This is a genomic window from Herbaspirillum seropedicae, from assembly GCF_001040945.1.
GTDB classification, from domain to species: domain Bacteria; phylum Pseudomonadota; class Gammaproteobacteria; order Burkholderiales; family Burkholderiaceae_D; genus Herbaspirillum; species Herbaspirillum seropedicae.
The window spans coordinates 2,893,396-2,907,267 of the sequence record NZ_CP011930.1; the positions used below are offsets into that span (position 1 = coordinate 2,893,396).

General features: G+C 66.2%; 12 protein-coding genes. 5 read left to right on the forward strand and 7 right to left on the reverse strand.

Annotated features, from left to right (window positions below):
* Positions 1 to 11 precede the first annotated feature (11 nt).
* Together ACP92_RS12670 and ACP92_RS12675 are read left to right on the forward strand one after the other, a co-directional pair.
* Positions 12 to 1,031 carry a diacylglycerol/lipid kinase family protein gene (locus tag ACP92_RS12670; RefSeq protein WP_013234518.1) on the forward strand — a complete coding sequence of 340 codons (1,020 nt, stop codon included), beginning with the start codon at positions 12 to 14 and terminating at the stop codon, positions 1,029 to 1,031.
* Positions 1,031 to 1,870: a metallophosphoesterase family protein gene (locus ACP92_RS12675; protein ID WP_013234519.1), complete on the forward strand. Its 840-nt coding sequence runs from the start codon at positions 1,031 to 1,033 to the stop codon at positions 1,868 to 1,870. Before ACP92_RS12670 ends, ACP92_RS12675 begins: the two co-directional genes overlap by 1 nt.
* Positions 1,871 to 1,915: 45 nt before the next feature.
* Here the strand turns inward: ACP92_RS12675 and ACP92_RS12680 are convergent, their stop codons facing one another.
* Both ACP92_RS12680 and ACP92_RS12685 read right to left on the reverse strand, forming a co-directional pair.
* Positions 1,916 to 3,304 carry a PepSY-associated TM helix domain-containing protein gene (locus ACP92_RS12680; protein ID WP_041311900.1) on the reverse strand — a complete coding sequence of 463 codons (1,389 nt, stop codon included), beginning with the start codon at positions 3,302 to 3,304 and terminating at the stop codon, positions 1,916 to 1,918.
* Positions 3,305 to 3,518: 214 nt separating this feature from the next.
* Complete coding sequence (locus tag ACP92_RS12685) at positions 3,519 to 3,743, reverse strand: hypothetical protein (protein WP_041310778.1); 225 nt, start codon at positions 3,741 to 3,743, stop codon at positions 3,519 to 3,521.
* A 184-nt stretch (positions 3,744 to 3,927) separates the two neighbouring features.
* Here ACP92_RS12685 and zigA point away from each other — a divergent pair, with 184 nt between their 5' ends.
* The 3 genes from zigA to ACP92_RS12700 all read left to right on the forward strand — a co-directional run bounded on the left by zigA (position 3,928) and on the right by ACP92_RS12700 (position 7,107).
* On the forward strand, positions 3,928 to 5,142 hold the full coding sequence (zigA, locus tag ACP92_RS12690; protein ID WP_048348564.1) for a zinc metallochaperone GTPase ZigA: 1,215 nt from the start codon (positions 3,928 to 3,930) through the stop codon (positions 5,140 to 5,142).
* Positions 5,143 to 5,144: 2 nt separating this feature from the next.
* Complete coding sequence (gene folE2 / locus ACP92_RS12695) at positions 5,145 to 6,056, forward strand: GTP cyclohydrolase FolE2 (protein ID WP_013234523.1); 912 nt, start codon at positions 5,145 to 5,147, stop codon at positions 6,054 to 6,056.
* 85 nt (positions 6,057 to 6,141) lie between these two features.
* On the forward strand, positions 6,142 to 7,107 hold the full coding sequence (locus ACP92_RS12700) for a M14 family metallopeptidase (RefSeq protein ID WP_013234524.1): 966 nt from the start codon (positions 6,142 to 6,144) through the stop codon (positions 7,105 to 7,107).
* A 12-nt stretch (positions 7,108 to 7,119) separates the two neighbouring features.
* Here the strand turns inward: ACP92_RS12700 and ACP92_RS12705 are convergent, their stop codons facing one another.
* From ACP92_RS12705 to ACP92_RS12725, 5 genes are all read right to left on the reverse strand, one after another.
* Complete coding sequence (locus ACP92_RS12705) at positions 7,120 to 7,605, reverse strand: GNAT family N-acetyltransferase (protein ID WP_041311904.1); 486 nt, start codon at positions 7,603 to 7,605, stop codon at positions 7,120 to 7,122.
* A 44-nt stretch (positions 7,606 to 7,649) separates the two neighbouring features.
* Positions 7,650 to 8,066, reverse strand: coding sequence for a GNAT family N-acetyltransferase (locus ACP92_RS12710; RefSeq protein WP_013234526.1), 417 nt, complete (start codon positions 8,064 to 8,066; stop codon positions 7,650 to 7,652).
* Positions 8,067 to 8,224: 158 nt separating this feature from the next.
* A complete protein-coding gene (locus ACP92_RS12715) occupies positions 8,225 to 9,007 on the reverse strand; it encodes an enoyl-CoA hydratase (RefSeq protein WP_013234527.1) in 783 nt (260 codons plus the stop codon).
* Between the two features lie 18 nt (positions 9,008 to 9,025).
* On the reverse strand, positions 9,026 to 10,186 hold the full coding sequence (locus ACP92_RS12720) for an acyl-CoA dehydrogenase family protein (protein WP_013234528.1): 1,161 nt from the start codon (positions 10,184 to 10,186) through the stop codon (positions 9,026 to 9,028).
* A 136-nt stretch (positions 10,187 to 10,322) separates the two neighbouring features.
* On the reverse strand, positions 10,323 to 13,865 hold the full coding sequence (locus tag ACP92_RS12725; RefSeq protein ID WP_013234529.1) for an indolepyruvate ferredoxin oxidoreductase family protein: 3,543 nt from the start codon (positions 13,863 to 13,865) through the stop codon (positions 10,323 to 10,325).
* Positions 13,866 to 13,872 lie beyond the last annotated feature (7 nt).

Below are 13,872 nucleotides of genomic sequence, written 5' to 3' on the forward strand. Positions count from 1 at the left end.
ACAAGCTGCGGATGCCAGACCAGAACACGACCAGCCCTTTACCTCCCCACTCCCAGGCCCGTCCCGACGTGGTCGCCGTCATCAATGCCAAGGCCGGTGGCGGCCACGCCGAGGAACTGGCCGCCCGCATCAGCGCAGAATTCGCCCGCCATGGCCGCCATGCCAGGGTGCGCCTGGCCGCCAGCGGCGAGGACATGCTCGCCACGGCGCGCCAGGCAGTCCGTGACCGGGTGCCGGTGGTGGCCGTGGGCGGCGGCGATGGCAGCGTCAATGCCGTCGCCTCGACCCTGCTGGCCGATGCGCAATGCCAGAGCGCCCTGGGCGTCTTGCCCCTGGGAACGCTGAACCACTTTGCCAAGGACCTCAACATCCCGCTGACACTGGAAGGCGCCATCGCCAACATCGCCACGGGACGCCGGCTGCGGGTCGACAGCGCCGAGGTCAATGGCGTCGCCTTCATCAACAATTCCAGCCTGGGGCTGTATCCGGACATCGTGCGCGAGCGCGAAAAGCAGCAGGCCCGCCTGGGCCGGGGCAAATGGCTGGCCTTCACCTGGGCCGCCATGGGTGCGCTGCGGCGCTACCCCTTCCTGCGCGTGCGCCTGTCCATCGATGGGCAAGAACACTGGCGGCGCACTCCCTTTGTCTTCATCGGCAACAATCCCTACCTGATGAGCGGCCTGGACATCGGCAAGCGCTCCAGCCTCACCGAGGGCTGCCTGAGTCTCTACGTCTGCCACCACACCGGCCGCTGGGGCCTGCTGCGCCTGGCCCTGCACGCGCTCTTCGGACGTCTGCGCCAAGCCCATGACTTCGACATGCTCACCGCCACCGACATCCACATCGAGACCCACAAGCGCCGCATGCGCGTGGCCACCGATGGCGAGGTGCAGCTGATGCAGACACCGCTGTCCTACCGCATCCGGCCGGCCTCGCTGGAAGTGATCGTGCCGCAGGCGCCGGCCTCGGCCGCAACGACGGCAAGCCCGCCGACAGGCGGCCTGCTGGACAAGCTCTGGGGGGAATCCTGATGCGCCGCGTGATCCATCTCTCCGACCTGCATTTCGGCCGCACCGACCCGGCCATCATCGAGCCGCTCATTGCCCAGATCCACGAGCTGCAGCCCGACCTGGTCGTGGTCTCGGGCGACCTCACCCAGCGCGCACGCAGCAGCCAGTTCCGCCAGGCGCGCCAGTTCCTGGACGCCCTGCCCACCCCCCAACTGGTGGTACCCGGCAATCATGACGTGCCGCTGTTCAATGTGGCGGCGCGGCTGCTGCAACCGCTGCGCAAGTACAAGCGCCACATCACGCCCGATCTGCAGCCTCTGTACGTGGACGACGAGATCGCCGTGGTCGGCATCAATACCGCGCGTTCGCTGACCATCCAGGATGGCCGCGTCAATGACCGGCAGATCGAGCTGGCGCGGCGCGAACTGGCGGCGGTCGGCGATCACTTGGTCAAGATCATCGTCACCCACCACCCCTTCGACCTGCCGCCCGGACCGCAGCACCATGGCCTGGTCGGCCAGGCGCTGCCAGCCATGCGCGCCTTTGCGCTATGCGGCGCGGACCTGCTGCTGGCCGGCCATGTCCACGCCAGTTCAGCCGTGAGCAGCGCGGCGCGCTACCGCATCGCCGGTTATTCGGCGCTGGTGGTGCAGGCGGGAACGGCCACCTCGACCCGGGGCCGGGGCGAGGCCAATTCCTTCAATGTCTTGCAGATCGAGGCGCACCAGATCGTGGTGCACCGCCTGGGCTGGCGCGCCGAAGAAAGAGCCTTCGGTCTGGATGCCTCGCAGACCTTCGTGCAACGCGGCAGCGAATGGTTCGAACAACTGGCCGATGGCCAGATTGCGACCGACCCCTGATGTCTGTGATCTCCGTGATCTCCCTGATCTCCGTGATCTGCTGGCTCAGCGCCCGGCGCGCCGATAACGGATCACGTCCACCAGCAGGAACACCAACAGGCTTGCGCCCATCAGCGGCAGGTTCCAGCCCAGCAAGAGCGCCAGCAGCAACACGCTGGCGCGCTGGGGCAGCGACATCTGCATGAACGCTGCCGACAGCGGCGCCAGGCTGGCGCCGGCAGCCGGACGACGCCGCCACCACATCAGGTAGCCCAGTGCGATCAGCCCCGTCAAGGCGATGCCGAATGCGGCCATCAGGATCTGGTTGGCCACGCCGAAGAGCACGCCCATATGGGCATCCACGCCCCAGCGGATCAGCTTGGCGATCAGCGGAAAACTGGCAAAGTCGGCGCGGCTAGTGATGCGCATGCGGTCGGCATCGATGGCCACCGTATCGACCTGGGTCGGCCAGGAACGGTCCACCTCGCGCACCACCCAGGCTTGCTGCGCCGCGCGCGGCGGGCGGATCTCGATCTCGGCCGCGTCGATGCCGCCGGCGCGGGCAATCGACTGCACCATGTCAAAGCGCGCCGGATCATCCACGGCAGGCATGGCCATCGCCATGCCATGGGCGGCCATATGGTCGGCATGCTCGCCCATGCTCATGGCGGGCGCGCCCGGCTGCAACTGGGTCGAGACCGAGGGCGTGATCCAGCCCAATTGGGCGCGCATCAGGTTGACACGCTCACCGGCCCAGCGCGACCAGGTCAGGCCGGTCGCCGAGAAGAACACCAGGCCGATCACGATCCATAGGCCCACCAGCGCATGCAGACGCCGCGCCGTCAAGGGGCGCGCGGCCTGTACGCGGCCACGGGTGCGGGCGCGCCACCACAGCCATACCCCGCCCAGCGCACCCAGCCAGAGCCAGGAAGCGGCCAGTTCACTGTAGTTGCGGCCCAGCTCGCCCAGCATCAGGTTGCGATGCAGGTAATCCAGCGTCGTGCGCAACGGCAGCACGCCGCTGGTGCCATAGACGATCAGGTCGCCACGCACCTGCAGGCTGACCGGATCGACGAAGATGGCGCGGCTTTCCGAATCGCCCAGGCCAGGCTGGCTGAACATGACCCGGGTATTCCAGCCCGGCGCCTTGGCCGGCCGCACCGCGAACAGGCGCGCCTGCGGGCCCAGGAAAGCCCGGGCCGCCTGCACCTGGGCGGCCAGTGGCTGGGCCGGGCCTTGCGAGGCATTCCTGAGCTGGGTGGCGTACAGGTGCGACTCGATCTGGGGCGTGAGCACATAGAGCGTGCCCGTCAACGCCGCCACCAGGATGAAGGGACCGACGAACAGGCCGATATAGAAATGCATCCGCAGCAGCAGCGCTTGCAAGGCGGTGGCGCTTTGCCGGCGTGCGGCAGCCTGGGCCTGGCTGGCCGGCTGGAAGGAGTGGGTAGTCATGGAAGGAAGGCGCATCTGGCGCGCGCGGGCTGGCTCACGGGAAGCGCGCATTGTAGGTCTTGCCTGGCCAGCTGCGAATGCGGCAATTTGTCGCAGCAAGGTCGCCGCCCCCATGAAAAAGAGCCGCCGGACGCCCTGCGGCTCTTGCCTTGCTGCCAGCGGTAGAACGATAGAACGGTGGGCGCAGCCATGGGCGCGCGCCCCTGGGCTGGGCTTACAGCGGGTTTTCGTCGATCCAGTCGCCCGAGAAATCGAGGATGTAGGCAATGGCCTCGTCTTCGGTATCGAATTCATTGGTCGGCGCCTTGCGCTGGTAGCGCAGCTTGCCGCTGCCGTCCTTGCCCTCGTGAATCACGAAGCAGGCCATGAATTTACCGTTGTCGAGCTTCCTGAGTTCTGGAATGACGGCGTTTCCCCGGTACGGGAAGATCTGGGACATGTAAGACACCTCCTTGTTGCGAGGCGCAATGCTAGCACATGCACGAAAGGCCGGCCGGAGCAGCACCCCGCGATGCCTCTATTTGCAACTTTGTTGCATTTATGAGATATTCGCAACTCTGTTGCAAAACTGGATTATCCAACCGGTTCCATCCTCCCTTCCTGCCATCCATTGCTCATCGCCCATGACCTCCTCCCAACGCCAGGCCGCTGACCGCCGGCTTCCCGTGACCGTGCTCTCGGGCTTCCTCGGCGCAGGCAAGACCACCCTGCTCAACCACATCCTGCACAACCGCGAGGGCCGCCGCGTGGCGGTCATCGTCAATGACATGTCCGAGGTCAACATCGACGCTGCGCTGGTGCGCGATGGCGGCGCTGACCTCGCCCGCACCGAGGAAAAACTGGTGGAAATGAGCAATGGCTGCATCTGCTGCACCCTGCGCGAAGACTTGCTCATGGAGGTGCGCAAGCTGGCCCGCGAGCGCCGCTTCGACCAGCTGGTCATCGAGTCCACCGGCATCTCCGAACCCTTGCCGGTGGCCGAGACCTTTACCTTCACCGACGAGGATGGCGCCAGCCTCTCGGACGTGGCGCGGCTGGACACCATGGTCACCGTGGTGGACGCCTTCAACTTCCTCAAGGACTACAGCTCCCAGGACAGCCTGGACCAGCGCGGCCAGTCCATGGGCGAGGAAGACAACCGTACCGTGGTGGACCTGCTGATCGAGCAGATCGAATTCTGCGATGTGATCGTGCTCAACAAGCTGGACCTGGTGGCAGCGGACGACCTGGAGCGCCTGCACGCCATCCTGCACAAGCTCAATCCGCGCGCCCGCATCGTGCGCGCCGAATTCGGCAAGGTGGCGCTGGAGCAGGTGCTCGACACTGGCCTGTTCGATTTCGAGCAGGCCAGCCAGGCCCCCGGCTGGCTGCAGGAACTGCGCGGCGAGCATGTGCCGGAGACCGAGCAGTACGGCATCAGCAGCTTTGCCTGGCAGGCGCGCCGTCCCTTGCATCCGCAACGCTTCTTTGACCTGATCAACACCGAATGGCCGGGCGTGGTCCGTTCCAAGGGTTTCTTCTGGCTGGCCTCGCGGCCGACGCAGGCGGGCTCGTGGTCGCAGGCCGGCGCGGTATGCCGGCATGGGCTGGCAGGCAAATGGTGGGCGGCGGTGCCACGCGAACAGTGGCCGCAAGACCAGGAGTCGGTCGATTTCATCCTGGCGCACTGGGACGAGAACGTCGGCGACGCCCGCCAGGAACTGGTCCTCATCGGCATGGCGATGGATCAGGAGGCGCTGCGCGCCCGCCTGGACGCCTGCCTGTTGAGCGACGCCGAGATGGCGCAGGGGCCGCTGGGCTGGGCGCGCATGCGCGATCCTTTCCCGCTGTGGGGGTGAGCATGGCGACCGCCCTGCCCGACGTGGCGCGCGAAGAACGCGCCAGCATCGCCTTGCCCTTGGACTGGGTCGGCATGTGCGGCATCGCCCTGCCCGTGCGCCTGGACAACGGCCAGATCGTCCCGGCCAGCGCCGAGATCGCGGTGGACCTGCCCCACGCCCAGGCCAAGGGCATCCACATGTCGCGCCTGTACCTGCTGCTGGACCGATTCGCTGCCCAGGCCACGCTGAACCCAGCAGCGCTGCACGCCCTGCTGGACCAGATGCGCGCCAGCCACGCCGATTGCGGTTCGCGCGCGGCCTCGCTGCGGCTGGATTTCGCGCTGCTGCACCAGCGTGCGGCACTGGTCACGCCAGCGCTGGCGGGATGGAAGAGCTATCCCTTCACGCTCGCCGCCGAGCTGCAGCAAGACCGTCTGCACCTGACGCTGCAGGTGCGCATCGCCTATTCTTCCACCTGCCCCTGTTCAGCGGCGCTGTCGCGGCAAGCGCTGCAGGACGCCTTTGCCAGCGAGTTCGGGCCGCACACCTCGGTGGCCCAGCCGGCCGTGCTGGACTGGCTGGCGCGCCATGGCAGCCGCGCCACGCCGCACAGCCAGCGCAGCTATGCCGACCTGGGCGTCACGGTAGCGCAGGAGGCCGCCGAGCTGCCCTTGCTGGCGCTCATCGACACTGCCGAACAAGCCTTGGGCACCGCCGTGCAGACCGCCGTGCGGCGCGCCGACGAGCAGGCCTTCGCCTTGGCCAACGGCGCCAACCTGATGTACGTGGAAGATGCCGCCCGGCGGCTGCGGCAGGCCGTGGAGGCGCGTTTTGGCGCCTGTGCGATCAGGGTCAGCCATGTCGAGAGCCTGCACGCACACGACGCCGTGGCGGCGACGGCTTCACCCGGTTGGTCGGGCCAGTTGCGCTGAAATCCGCGCCGCCTCGCTGGGGCGCTGGCCCTCGAGGAAGAACCGGGGTATCGTGATGGTCCGTTTTGCGTAAATGATTTCGATGATGTCCACCTTGCTGCCCTCTTCCCTGCAACGCTTCCAGTATGCTGCCTTCCAACCCGGTCCGCGCCTGCTGGTGCTGGGCGCCGTCCACGGCAACGAAACCTGCGGTACGCAAGCCATTACGCGCCTGCGGCAAGAACTCGACAGCGGCCAGTTGCACCTGGTGCGCGGCCTGCTGACGCTGGTGCCGGTCACCAATCCGCTGGCCTATGCGCGCCATCAGCGTCAGGGCGAGCGCAACCTCAACCGCAACCTGCGCCCGCATCCGGACCCGGCCAACTTCGAGGACCGCCTCTGCAACGTGCTCTGCCCCTGGATCGACGAGCACGAGGTGCTGCTGGACCTGCATTCCTTCCACACCGGCGGCGTTCCCTTCGCCATGCTGGGCCCGCAGGACAATACCGGCGAGGTCGAACCGTTCGCCCTTGCCGCCGCCGAGCAGCGTATGGTGGCGCACCTGGGCTGCCAGCGCGTGGTGGAAGGATGGATGAGCGCCTATGTCCGTGGCGTGCAGCGCCGCCGCCAGCAAGGCCGTGCGGTCTCGCCCGATCTGCTGGATACGCAATACGGCGTGGGCACCACCGAATACGCACGCGGCCGTGGCCTGTATGGCGTGACGCTGGAATGCGGCCAGCACGACGACCCGCAGGCGCCGGAAGTGGCCTATCAGGCCATCCGCCAGACGCTGGCCCTGCACGGCATGATCGAGGCGCCGCTGGCCCCGCCTGCCGACGGCATCGAGATCATCCGGCTGGTCGATGTGATCGACATGGACCATCCTGAGGACCGCTTCCTGCGCGAATGGGCCAGCTTCGACCGCGTGCGCGCCGGCGAGCTCATCGGTCACCGCCACGATGGCGCAGCAGTGACAGCGCCGGGCGATGGCTACATCGTCTTCCCCAACCCGCGCGCGCTGCCGGGCAATGAGTGGTTCTATTTCGGCGTGGACAGCGAGCGTCGTCTCTGACCCTGCCTGCGCTCAGGCGCAGTCCAGGGCGTAGAAGCGGGTATCGACCACCATCACCGGGAAAGCGGCAGGCAGTGTCTCCTGCGCGATCTGCCTGAAGCCATTCTTTTCATAGAAGCGGTGCGCGGCCAGGAACTTGGCTGTGGTGCCGAGAAAGATCTGGCGCACGCCCTGCGCCCGCGCCCAGGCCACCGCCCCTTCCAGCAAGCGCGCCGCCGTGCCATGTTCCCGGCCACGATGGCTGGCCGCCACGAACATCTTGCGCAGCGCCACTTGTTCATTGCCAATGTCGAGCAGCGCAATCGTCCCGACCACCTTGCCCGCATCGAGCGCCACCCAGAAGTTGCCCCGCCCCTTCTGGTAGAAGCCGGGAATATCCTTCAGGTCGGGCTGGCCTTCCAGGGTGATGGGAATCTCGAACTCCTGTTGCTGGATCGGCAGGATGACCTCGACCACGCCGCTGGCGTGCTCGGGAGAAAAAGCGTGTATCTGGATCATGGAAGGCAATGTAATGTGTAATGCAGTGAGGGTGGCAGGTGGTCTCAGTCCACCAGCTCATGGCCGGGCGTCAGCTCCCAGCAGCGCGGGCTATGGGCGAAACCGATATGGGCGTAATAATCGGTGGCTTCGGGCGCCGCCAGCAGGCGCAGGCGGCAGCGCGGCCCCAGGCGGCTGCGCGCATGGCGGATCAATTCCTTGCCGATGCCCTGGCGCTGGTAGCCGGTATCCACGGCCAGCTCCGACATGTAGCAGGCATAGACGAAATCGGTCACGCAGCGCGCTACGCCGATGAGGCGCTCGCCGTCCCAGGCAGTGGCGATGAGATTGCCGTGCTCGACCATGGCCTGCATGCAGGCGCGGTCGTCCAGTGGGCGGCGCTCTCCTAGCGAGGTGCGGGAGAGGATATCGATGAATTGCTCCACCGTGATGCGGTGGTCGGTGCGATAGACGATAGGCATGCGCGGACTCGCTGGTGATCGAAGCCGCCCACGTTAACACAAAACGTCGACGCTCATCCAACAGCGGATCGCCCACGCAGGCATACCGCGCCAGGCCCGGGTTTCAGGCGTCAAACCAGGTCATGGTGCAGAAAACGTCAGCCCCTGCTCAATGGCTTTTACTGATTCTTCCATTGCGGACTGCGCTTTTCGAGGAAGGCCTGGACGCCTTCCCGCTGGTCTTGCGTATCGAAGAGATCGACGAACAGTTCGCGTTCGGTCTGCAGGATCGTGCCCAGGGGATTGTGACGCGCTCCCTGGATCAGTTGCTTGCTGGCCGCCACCGACGAGGGGCTCTGCTTTTCCGCCTGCTGCGCCAAGGCCAGCGCACGCTCGCGGGCCTGGCCGCGCGGCACCACTTCTTCCACCAGGCCGATGCGCAGGGCGGTCTCGGCATTGACGCGCTCACCGCACAGGATCATGCGCTTGGCCCAGCCTTCGCCCACCAGCCAGGGCAGGTTCTGGGTGCCGCCCGCGCAGGGCAGCAAGCCCACGGCGGCTTCGGGCAAGGCCATCTGCGCCTGTTCTTCGGCGATGCGGATATCGCAGGCCAGCGCGCACTCCAGCCCGCCGCCCATGGCATAGCCATTGATGGCGGCAATGGAGACGCCGCGAAACGCCGACAAGGTCTCGAAGGCTTCACCGAAGCGCCGCGCCATCTCGCGCGCCATGGCCTTGTCGCCATCGGCGAAGAGTTTCAGGTCGGCGCCTGCCGAGAAAAATTTCTCGCCTTCGCCCGTCACGACCAGGGTGTAGATGTCGCGGTCGGCGTTGAGCTCCTTGACCAGGCGCGTCAGGTCGGCCAGCGCCGCGCGGGTCCAGGTATTGGCGGGCGGGTTGGACAGGGTCAGCACGGCGGTGTGTCCGGTCTTTTCCAGCTTCAGGTTGGTATAGGTGGTCATGCTCTTCCTTGCAATAGGTCAGCGGATGTCGTCGAGGTTGTCGCGGTCCAGCAGCTTGCGCGAGATGATGACGCGCATGATTTCATTGGTGCCCTCCAATATCTGGTGCACGCGCACGTCGCGGAAATAGCGTTCCAGCGGGTATTCACGGATGTAGCCATAGCCGCCATGCAATTGCAGGGCCTCGTTGCAGACCCGGAAGCCCAGGTCGGTGGCCAGGCGCTTGGCCATGGCGCAATAGGTGGTGGCCTCGGGCGAACCGGCGTCCAGCTTGGTGGCGGCCAGGCGCACCATCTGGCGCGCAGCCACCAGCTCGGTCTGCATGTCGGCCAGCTTGAATTGCAGCGCCTGGAAATCGGCGATGGGGCGGCCGAACTGCTTACGCTCCTTCATGTAGGCATGGGCCGCATCCAGCGCCGCCTGGGCCGCGCCCACCGAACAGGTGGCGATGTTGATGCGCCCGCCATCGAGCCCCTTCATGGCAAAGATGAAGCCCTGCCCTTCTTGCCCCAGCAGATGATCCGCCGGCACCTTGACGTTGTCGAAGCTGATGGTGCGGGTAGGCTGGCTGTTCCAGCCCATCTTGCTTTCCTTCTTGCCATAGCTGACGCCTGGCGCATTGCCCGGCACCACGATGGCCGAGACCCCGCGTGCGCCTTCGCCGCCGGTGCGCGCCATCACCACCAGCACGTCGGTGCTGCCCGCGCCGGAGATGAAGGCCTTGGAACCGTTGAGGACATAATGGCCGTCCTCCAGCCGCGCAGTGGTCTTGAGCGAGGCCGCATCGGAACCGGAACCGGGCTCGGTCAGGCAGTAGGAGCCTATCTTGCGGCCCGCCGCCAACTGTTCGCACCATTGCGCCTTCAGCGAAGGCTGGCCCCAGCTGGCGATCATCCAGCTGACCATGTTGTGGATGGTGAGGTAGGCCGCCGTCGAGGTGCAGGCCCGCGCCAGTTCTTCAAAGACCACCGTGGCGTCCAGGCGCGAGAGGCCCAGGCCGCCATCGGCTTCGGGCGTGTAGAGCCCGCAGAAACCCAGCTCGCCCGCCTTGGCAATCACGTCCAGGGGGAAATGCGCCTCCTCGTCCCACTTGGCGGCGAAGGGCGCCATCTCGCCCGCCGCGAAGTCGCGTGCGCTCTGCTGGAAGGCGAGCTGGTCCTGGTTCAGTTCAAAATCCATGCTTGTCTCCTGTTCGTTGTCTTGTCTTGGCCTTGCGGGCTCAGGGTATCCCGCCAGTGGCCTGTAGCTTAATGGAAATCATGCAGGGCAGTTGTCACTGGCGCGACATTGATAACGACAGCGCGCCAGCCTCGGCTCAGGCCGCCTCTTCCAGCCTTGACTGGCCGGCCTGTGCGAACACCGCCAGCAATTGCTGCTGGCGCGTGCGCATGGCGTGCACAGCCTTCAGCTTGACGTGACCGTAGCCGCGCACCTGTTCCGGCAATTGCGCCAGTTCGATGGCCGTGGCCAGGTTGGCGGCCGTCAGGCGCGGCAGCAGATCCAGCACCAGTTGGCGGTATTGGACGATCAGCTCGCGCTCCATGCGCCGTTCTTCGGTGTGGCCGAACAGGTCCAGCAGCCCGCCGCGCAGGCCCTTCATGCGCGCCAGCAGCTTGAAGGCCTGCATCACCCAGCCGCCGTAGCGCGCCTTGAGCAGGTGGCCCTGGCCATCCTTGCGGGCCAGGAGGGGGGGCGCGAGATGGAAGCTGAGGCTGAAGTCGCCCTCGAACTGCTGCGCCAGCTCCTTCTGGAACTGGCCATTGGTATAGAGCCGCGCGACTTCGTATTCATCCTTGTAGGCCATCAACCTGGAGAGGTTGCGCGCCACCGCCGTGGCCAATTTGTCGCTGCCCAGCGCCGCCTCGGCGGCACGCACGGCCTCGACCACTTCCAGGAACTGGGCGGCATAGGCGGCGTCCTGGTAGTCGGTGAGCAGGCTCACGCGGCGCTTGATGAGCTGGTCCAGGCTTTGCGGCAGATGCAGCAGCACCGGTTGCGCCGGCACGGCGATCTGTTCCACCCTGGCCAGATCGACGGCGGCGCGGCGGCCCCAGGCAAAGGCGGTCTTGTTGGCCTGCACGGCCACGCCGTTGAGCTCGATGGCGCGCAGCAGCGACGCCTCCGTCAACGGCAGTTCGCCGCGCTGCCAGGCATAGCCCAGCATGAAGAGGTTGGTGGCGATGGAGTCGCCCATGAGGGCGGTGGCCAGGCGGGTGGCGTCGATGAAGTCGGCCTGCTGGCCCACCGATTCGACGATGAGCGCCTTGACCTCCTCGACCGGGAATTCCCAGTCCGGATTCCTGGCGAACTGACCCGGCGGTTGCTGGTGCAGGTTGACCACCGCCCGGGTGCGACCGGGCCGCATCTTGGAAATGGCGTCGAAGGCGCCCGCAGTGAGCATGTCGCAACCCAGCACCAGATCGGCTTCGCCGGTGGCGATGCGCTGGGCGCGGATGGCGTCGCGACGTGCAGCGATGCGCACGTGGGAAGTCACCGAACCATTCTTTTGCGACATGCCCGTCATGTCCAGCACCGACGCGCCCTTGCCTTCCAGGTGCGCGGCCATGCCCATGAGCGCGCCGATGGTGATGACGCCGGTGCCGCCGATGCCATTGATGAGGATGTTGAAGGGCGTGTCGCAGGCCGGCAAGACCGGTTGCGGCAAGAGGCCGAAGTCATCGCGCTCTTCCTGCCGGGAGACGCCGGTGCGCGACTTCCTGAGCTTACCGCCAGTGACCGTCACGAAGCTGGGGCAGAAGCCCTTCACGCAAGAATAATCCTTGTTGCAGGAAGACTGGTCGATGACGCGCTTGCGTCCCAGATCGGTTTCCAGCGGCAGGATGGAGGTGCAGTTCGATTGCACGCCGCAATCGCCGCAGCCCTCGCAGACGGCGGCGTTGATGAAGAGCCGCTGGTTGGGATCGGGATAGTCCCCTTTCTTGCGGCGGCGGCGCTTCTCGGCGGCGCAGGTCTGGTCATAGATGATGACGGTGACGCCAGGCAGCTCGCGCAGTTCGCGCTGGACCGCATCCATGTCCTTGCGGTCATGCACCGTGACGGCGGCGGGCAGGCTGCTGCGATCAGCGTAGCGGCCTGGGTCTTCAGAGACCAACGCAATGCGCTGCACGCCTTCAGCGGCCATCTGCTGGGCGATCATCGGCACCGACACCGTGCCATCGACGGGCTGGCCGCCGGTCATGGCCACGGCATCGTTGTAGAGGATCTTGTAGGTCATGTTGACCTTGGCTGCGACGGCGGCGCGGATGGCCAGGTAGCCCGAATGGAAATAGGTGCCATCGCCCAGGTTGGCGAACACATGCGGCACCTTGGAGAAAGGCGCCTGCCCGATCCAGGGCGCGCCCTCGCCGCCCATGTGGGTGGTCAGCTTGTTGAATTCGGGATAGATGGCCGTGGCCATCACATGGCAACCGATGCCGGCCAGGGCGAAGCTGCCCTCGGGCACCCGGGTCGAACTGTTGTGCGGGCAGCCCGAACAGTAATAGGCCGGCCGCGGCGGTGTGTTGACGGCCTTGGACAGCACCGCGTCCTTGGCGTCGAGGAAGGCCAGGCGCGCCTTGATCAGGTCGCTGGTATGGAAACGCGCGATGCGCGCGGCGATCACGCGGGCAATCTGCGCCACCGAAAAATCGGCCTTGGAAGTCAGCAGCCACTCGCCGCGCGGGGCCACCCACTCGCCCTTCTCGTCGAACTTGCCGATCACGCGCGGGCGCACATCGTCGCGCCAGTTGTAGAGCTGTTCCTTGAGCTGATACTCGACCATCTGGCGTTTTTCTTCCACCACCAGGATTTCGTCCAGGCCCTGGGCGAACTCGCGCACGCCATCCGGTTCCAGCGGCCAAGGCATCGATACCTTGAACAGGCGCAGGCCGATCTCGGCCGCAAAGGCTTCGTCGATGCCCAGTTCGGACAAGGCCTCCAGCACATCGAGATAGGATTTGCCGGAGGCGATGATGCCCAGCCGCGCCTTGGGGCTATCGATCATCACGCGGTTGAGGCGATTGGCGCGGGCGTAGGCGAGCGCGGCATAGATCTTGTAGTCCTGCATCAGCGCTTCCTGCTTGCGCGCCTGTACGCCCAGCGTGTCGGTGGAGAGCCGTGCGTTGAGCCCGCCTTCGGGCATGACGAAGTCGCTGGGCAGCCTGATCTGGACGCGGAAGGGATCGGCATCCACCGAGGCGCTCGACTCGACCGTATCGGCCAGCGCCTTGAAGCCCACCACGCAGCCGGAATAGCGCGACATGGCCCAGCCATGCAGGCCCAGGTCCAGGTATTCCTGCACATTGCAGGGATAGAGCATCGGGATCATCGATGCCGAGAAGATGTGGTCGGACTGGTGCGGCAGCGTCGACGAGTAGGCGCCGTGGTCATCCCCCGCCACCAGCAGCACGCCGCCATGGGCCGAGGTGCCGGCATGGTTCATGTGCTTCAACACATCGCCGCAGCGATCCACGCCGGGCCCCTTGCCGTACCACATGGCGTAGACGCCGTCATAGTCGGAAGGGCCGATCAGCTTGACCTGCTGCGTCCCCCATACGGCGGTGGCGGCCATGTCTTCGTTCACGCCCGGCTGGAACTTCACGCGATGCGCCGCCAGATGCGGCTGGGCGTGCCAGAGCGCCTCATCCAGTCCGCCCAGGGGCGAACCGCGATAGCCGGAAATGAAACCGGCCGTATTGAGTCCCGCCGCCCGGTCGCGGATCTGCTGCAGCAGCGGCAGGCGCACCAGGGCCTGGATGCCGGAGAGATAGATGGCGCCGGTCGTGGCGGTGTATTTGTCGTCCAGGCTGACCGGGGCCAGCGGGACATCATCGGTAGAGGATGCGAGGACGGTAGGCAAGCCGTCT

Coding starts and splice junctions, on each gene's coding strand:
- ACP92_RS12675 (WP_013234519.1), top strand. CDS start 1,031: ATGCGCCGCGTGATCCATCTCTCCGACCTGCATTTCGGCCGCACCGAC.
- folE2 (WP_013234523.1), top strand. CDS start 5,145: ATGGCGACCGCCCTGCCCGACGTGGCGCGCGAAGAACGCGCCAGCATC.
- ACP92_RS12710 (WP_013234526.1), bottom strand. CDS start 8,066: ATGCCTATCGTCTATCGCACCGACCACCGCATCACGGTGGAGCAATTC.
- ACP92_RS12700 (WP_013234524.1), top strand. CDS start 6,142: ATGTCCACCTTGCTGCCCTCTTCCCTGCAACGCTTCCAGTATGCTGCC.
- ACP92_RS12720 (WP_013234528.1), bottom strand. CDS start 10,186: ATGGATTTTGAACTGAACCAGGACCAGCTCGCCTTCCAGCAGAGCGCA.
- ACP92_RS12680 (WP_041311900.1), bottom strand. CDS start 3,304: ATGACTACCCACTCCTTCCAGCCGGCCAGCCAGGCCCAGGCTGCCGCA.
- ACP92_RS12715 (WP_013234527.1), bottom strand. CDS start 9,007: ATGACCACCTATACCAACCTGAAGCTGGAAAAGACCGGACACACCGCC.
- ACP92_RS12685 (WP_041310778.1), bottom strand. CDS start 3,743: ATGTCCCAGATCTTCCCGTACCGGGGAAACGCCGTCATTCCAGAACTC.
- zigA (WP_048348564.1), top strand. CDS start 3,928: ATGACCTCCTCCCAACGCCAGGCCGCTGACCGCCGGCTTCCCGTGACC.
- ACP92_RS12705 (WP_041311904.1), bottom strand. CDS start 7,605: ATGATCCAGATACACGCTTTTTCTCCCGAGCACGCCAGCGGCGTGGTC.
- ACP92_RS12670 (WP_013234518.1), top strand. CDS start 12: ATGCCAGACCAGAACACGACCAGCCCTTTACCTCCCCACTCCCAGGCC.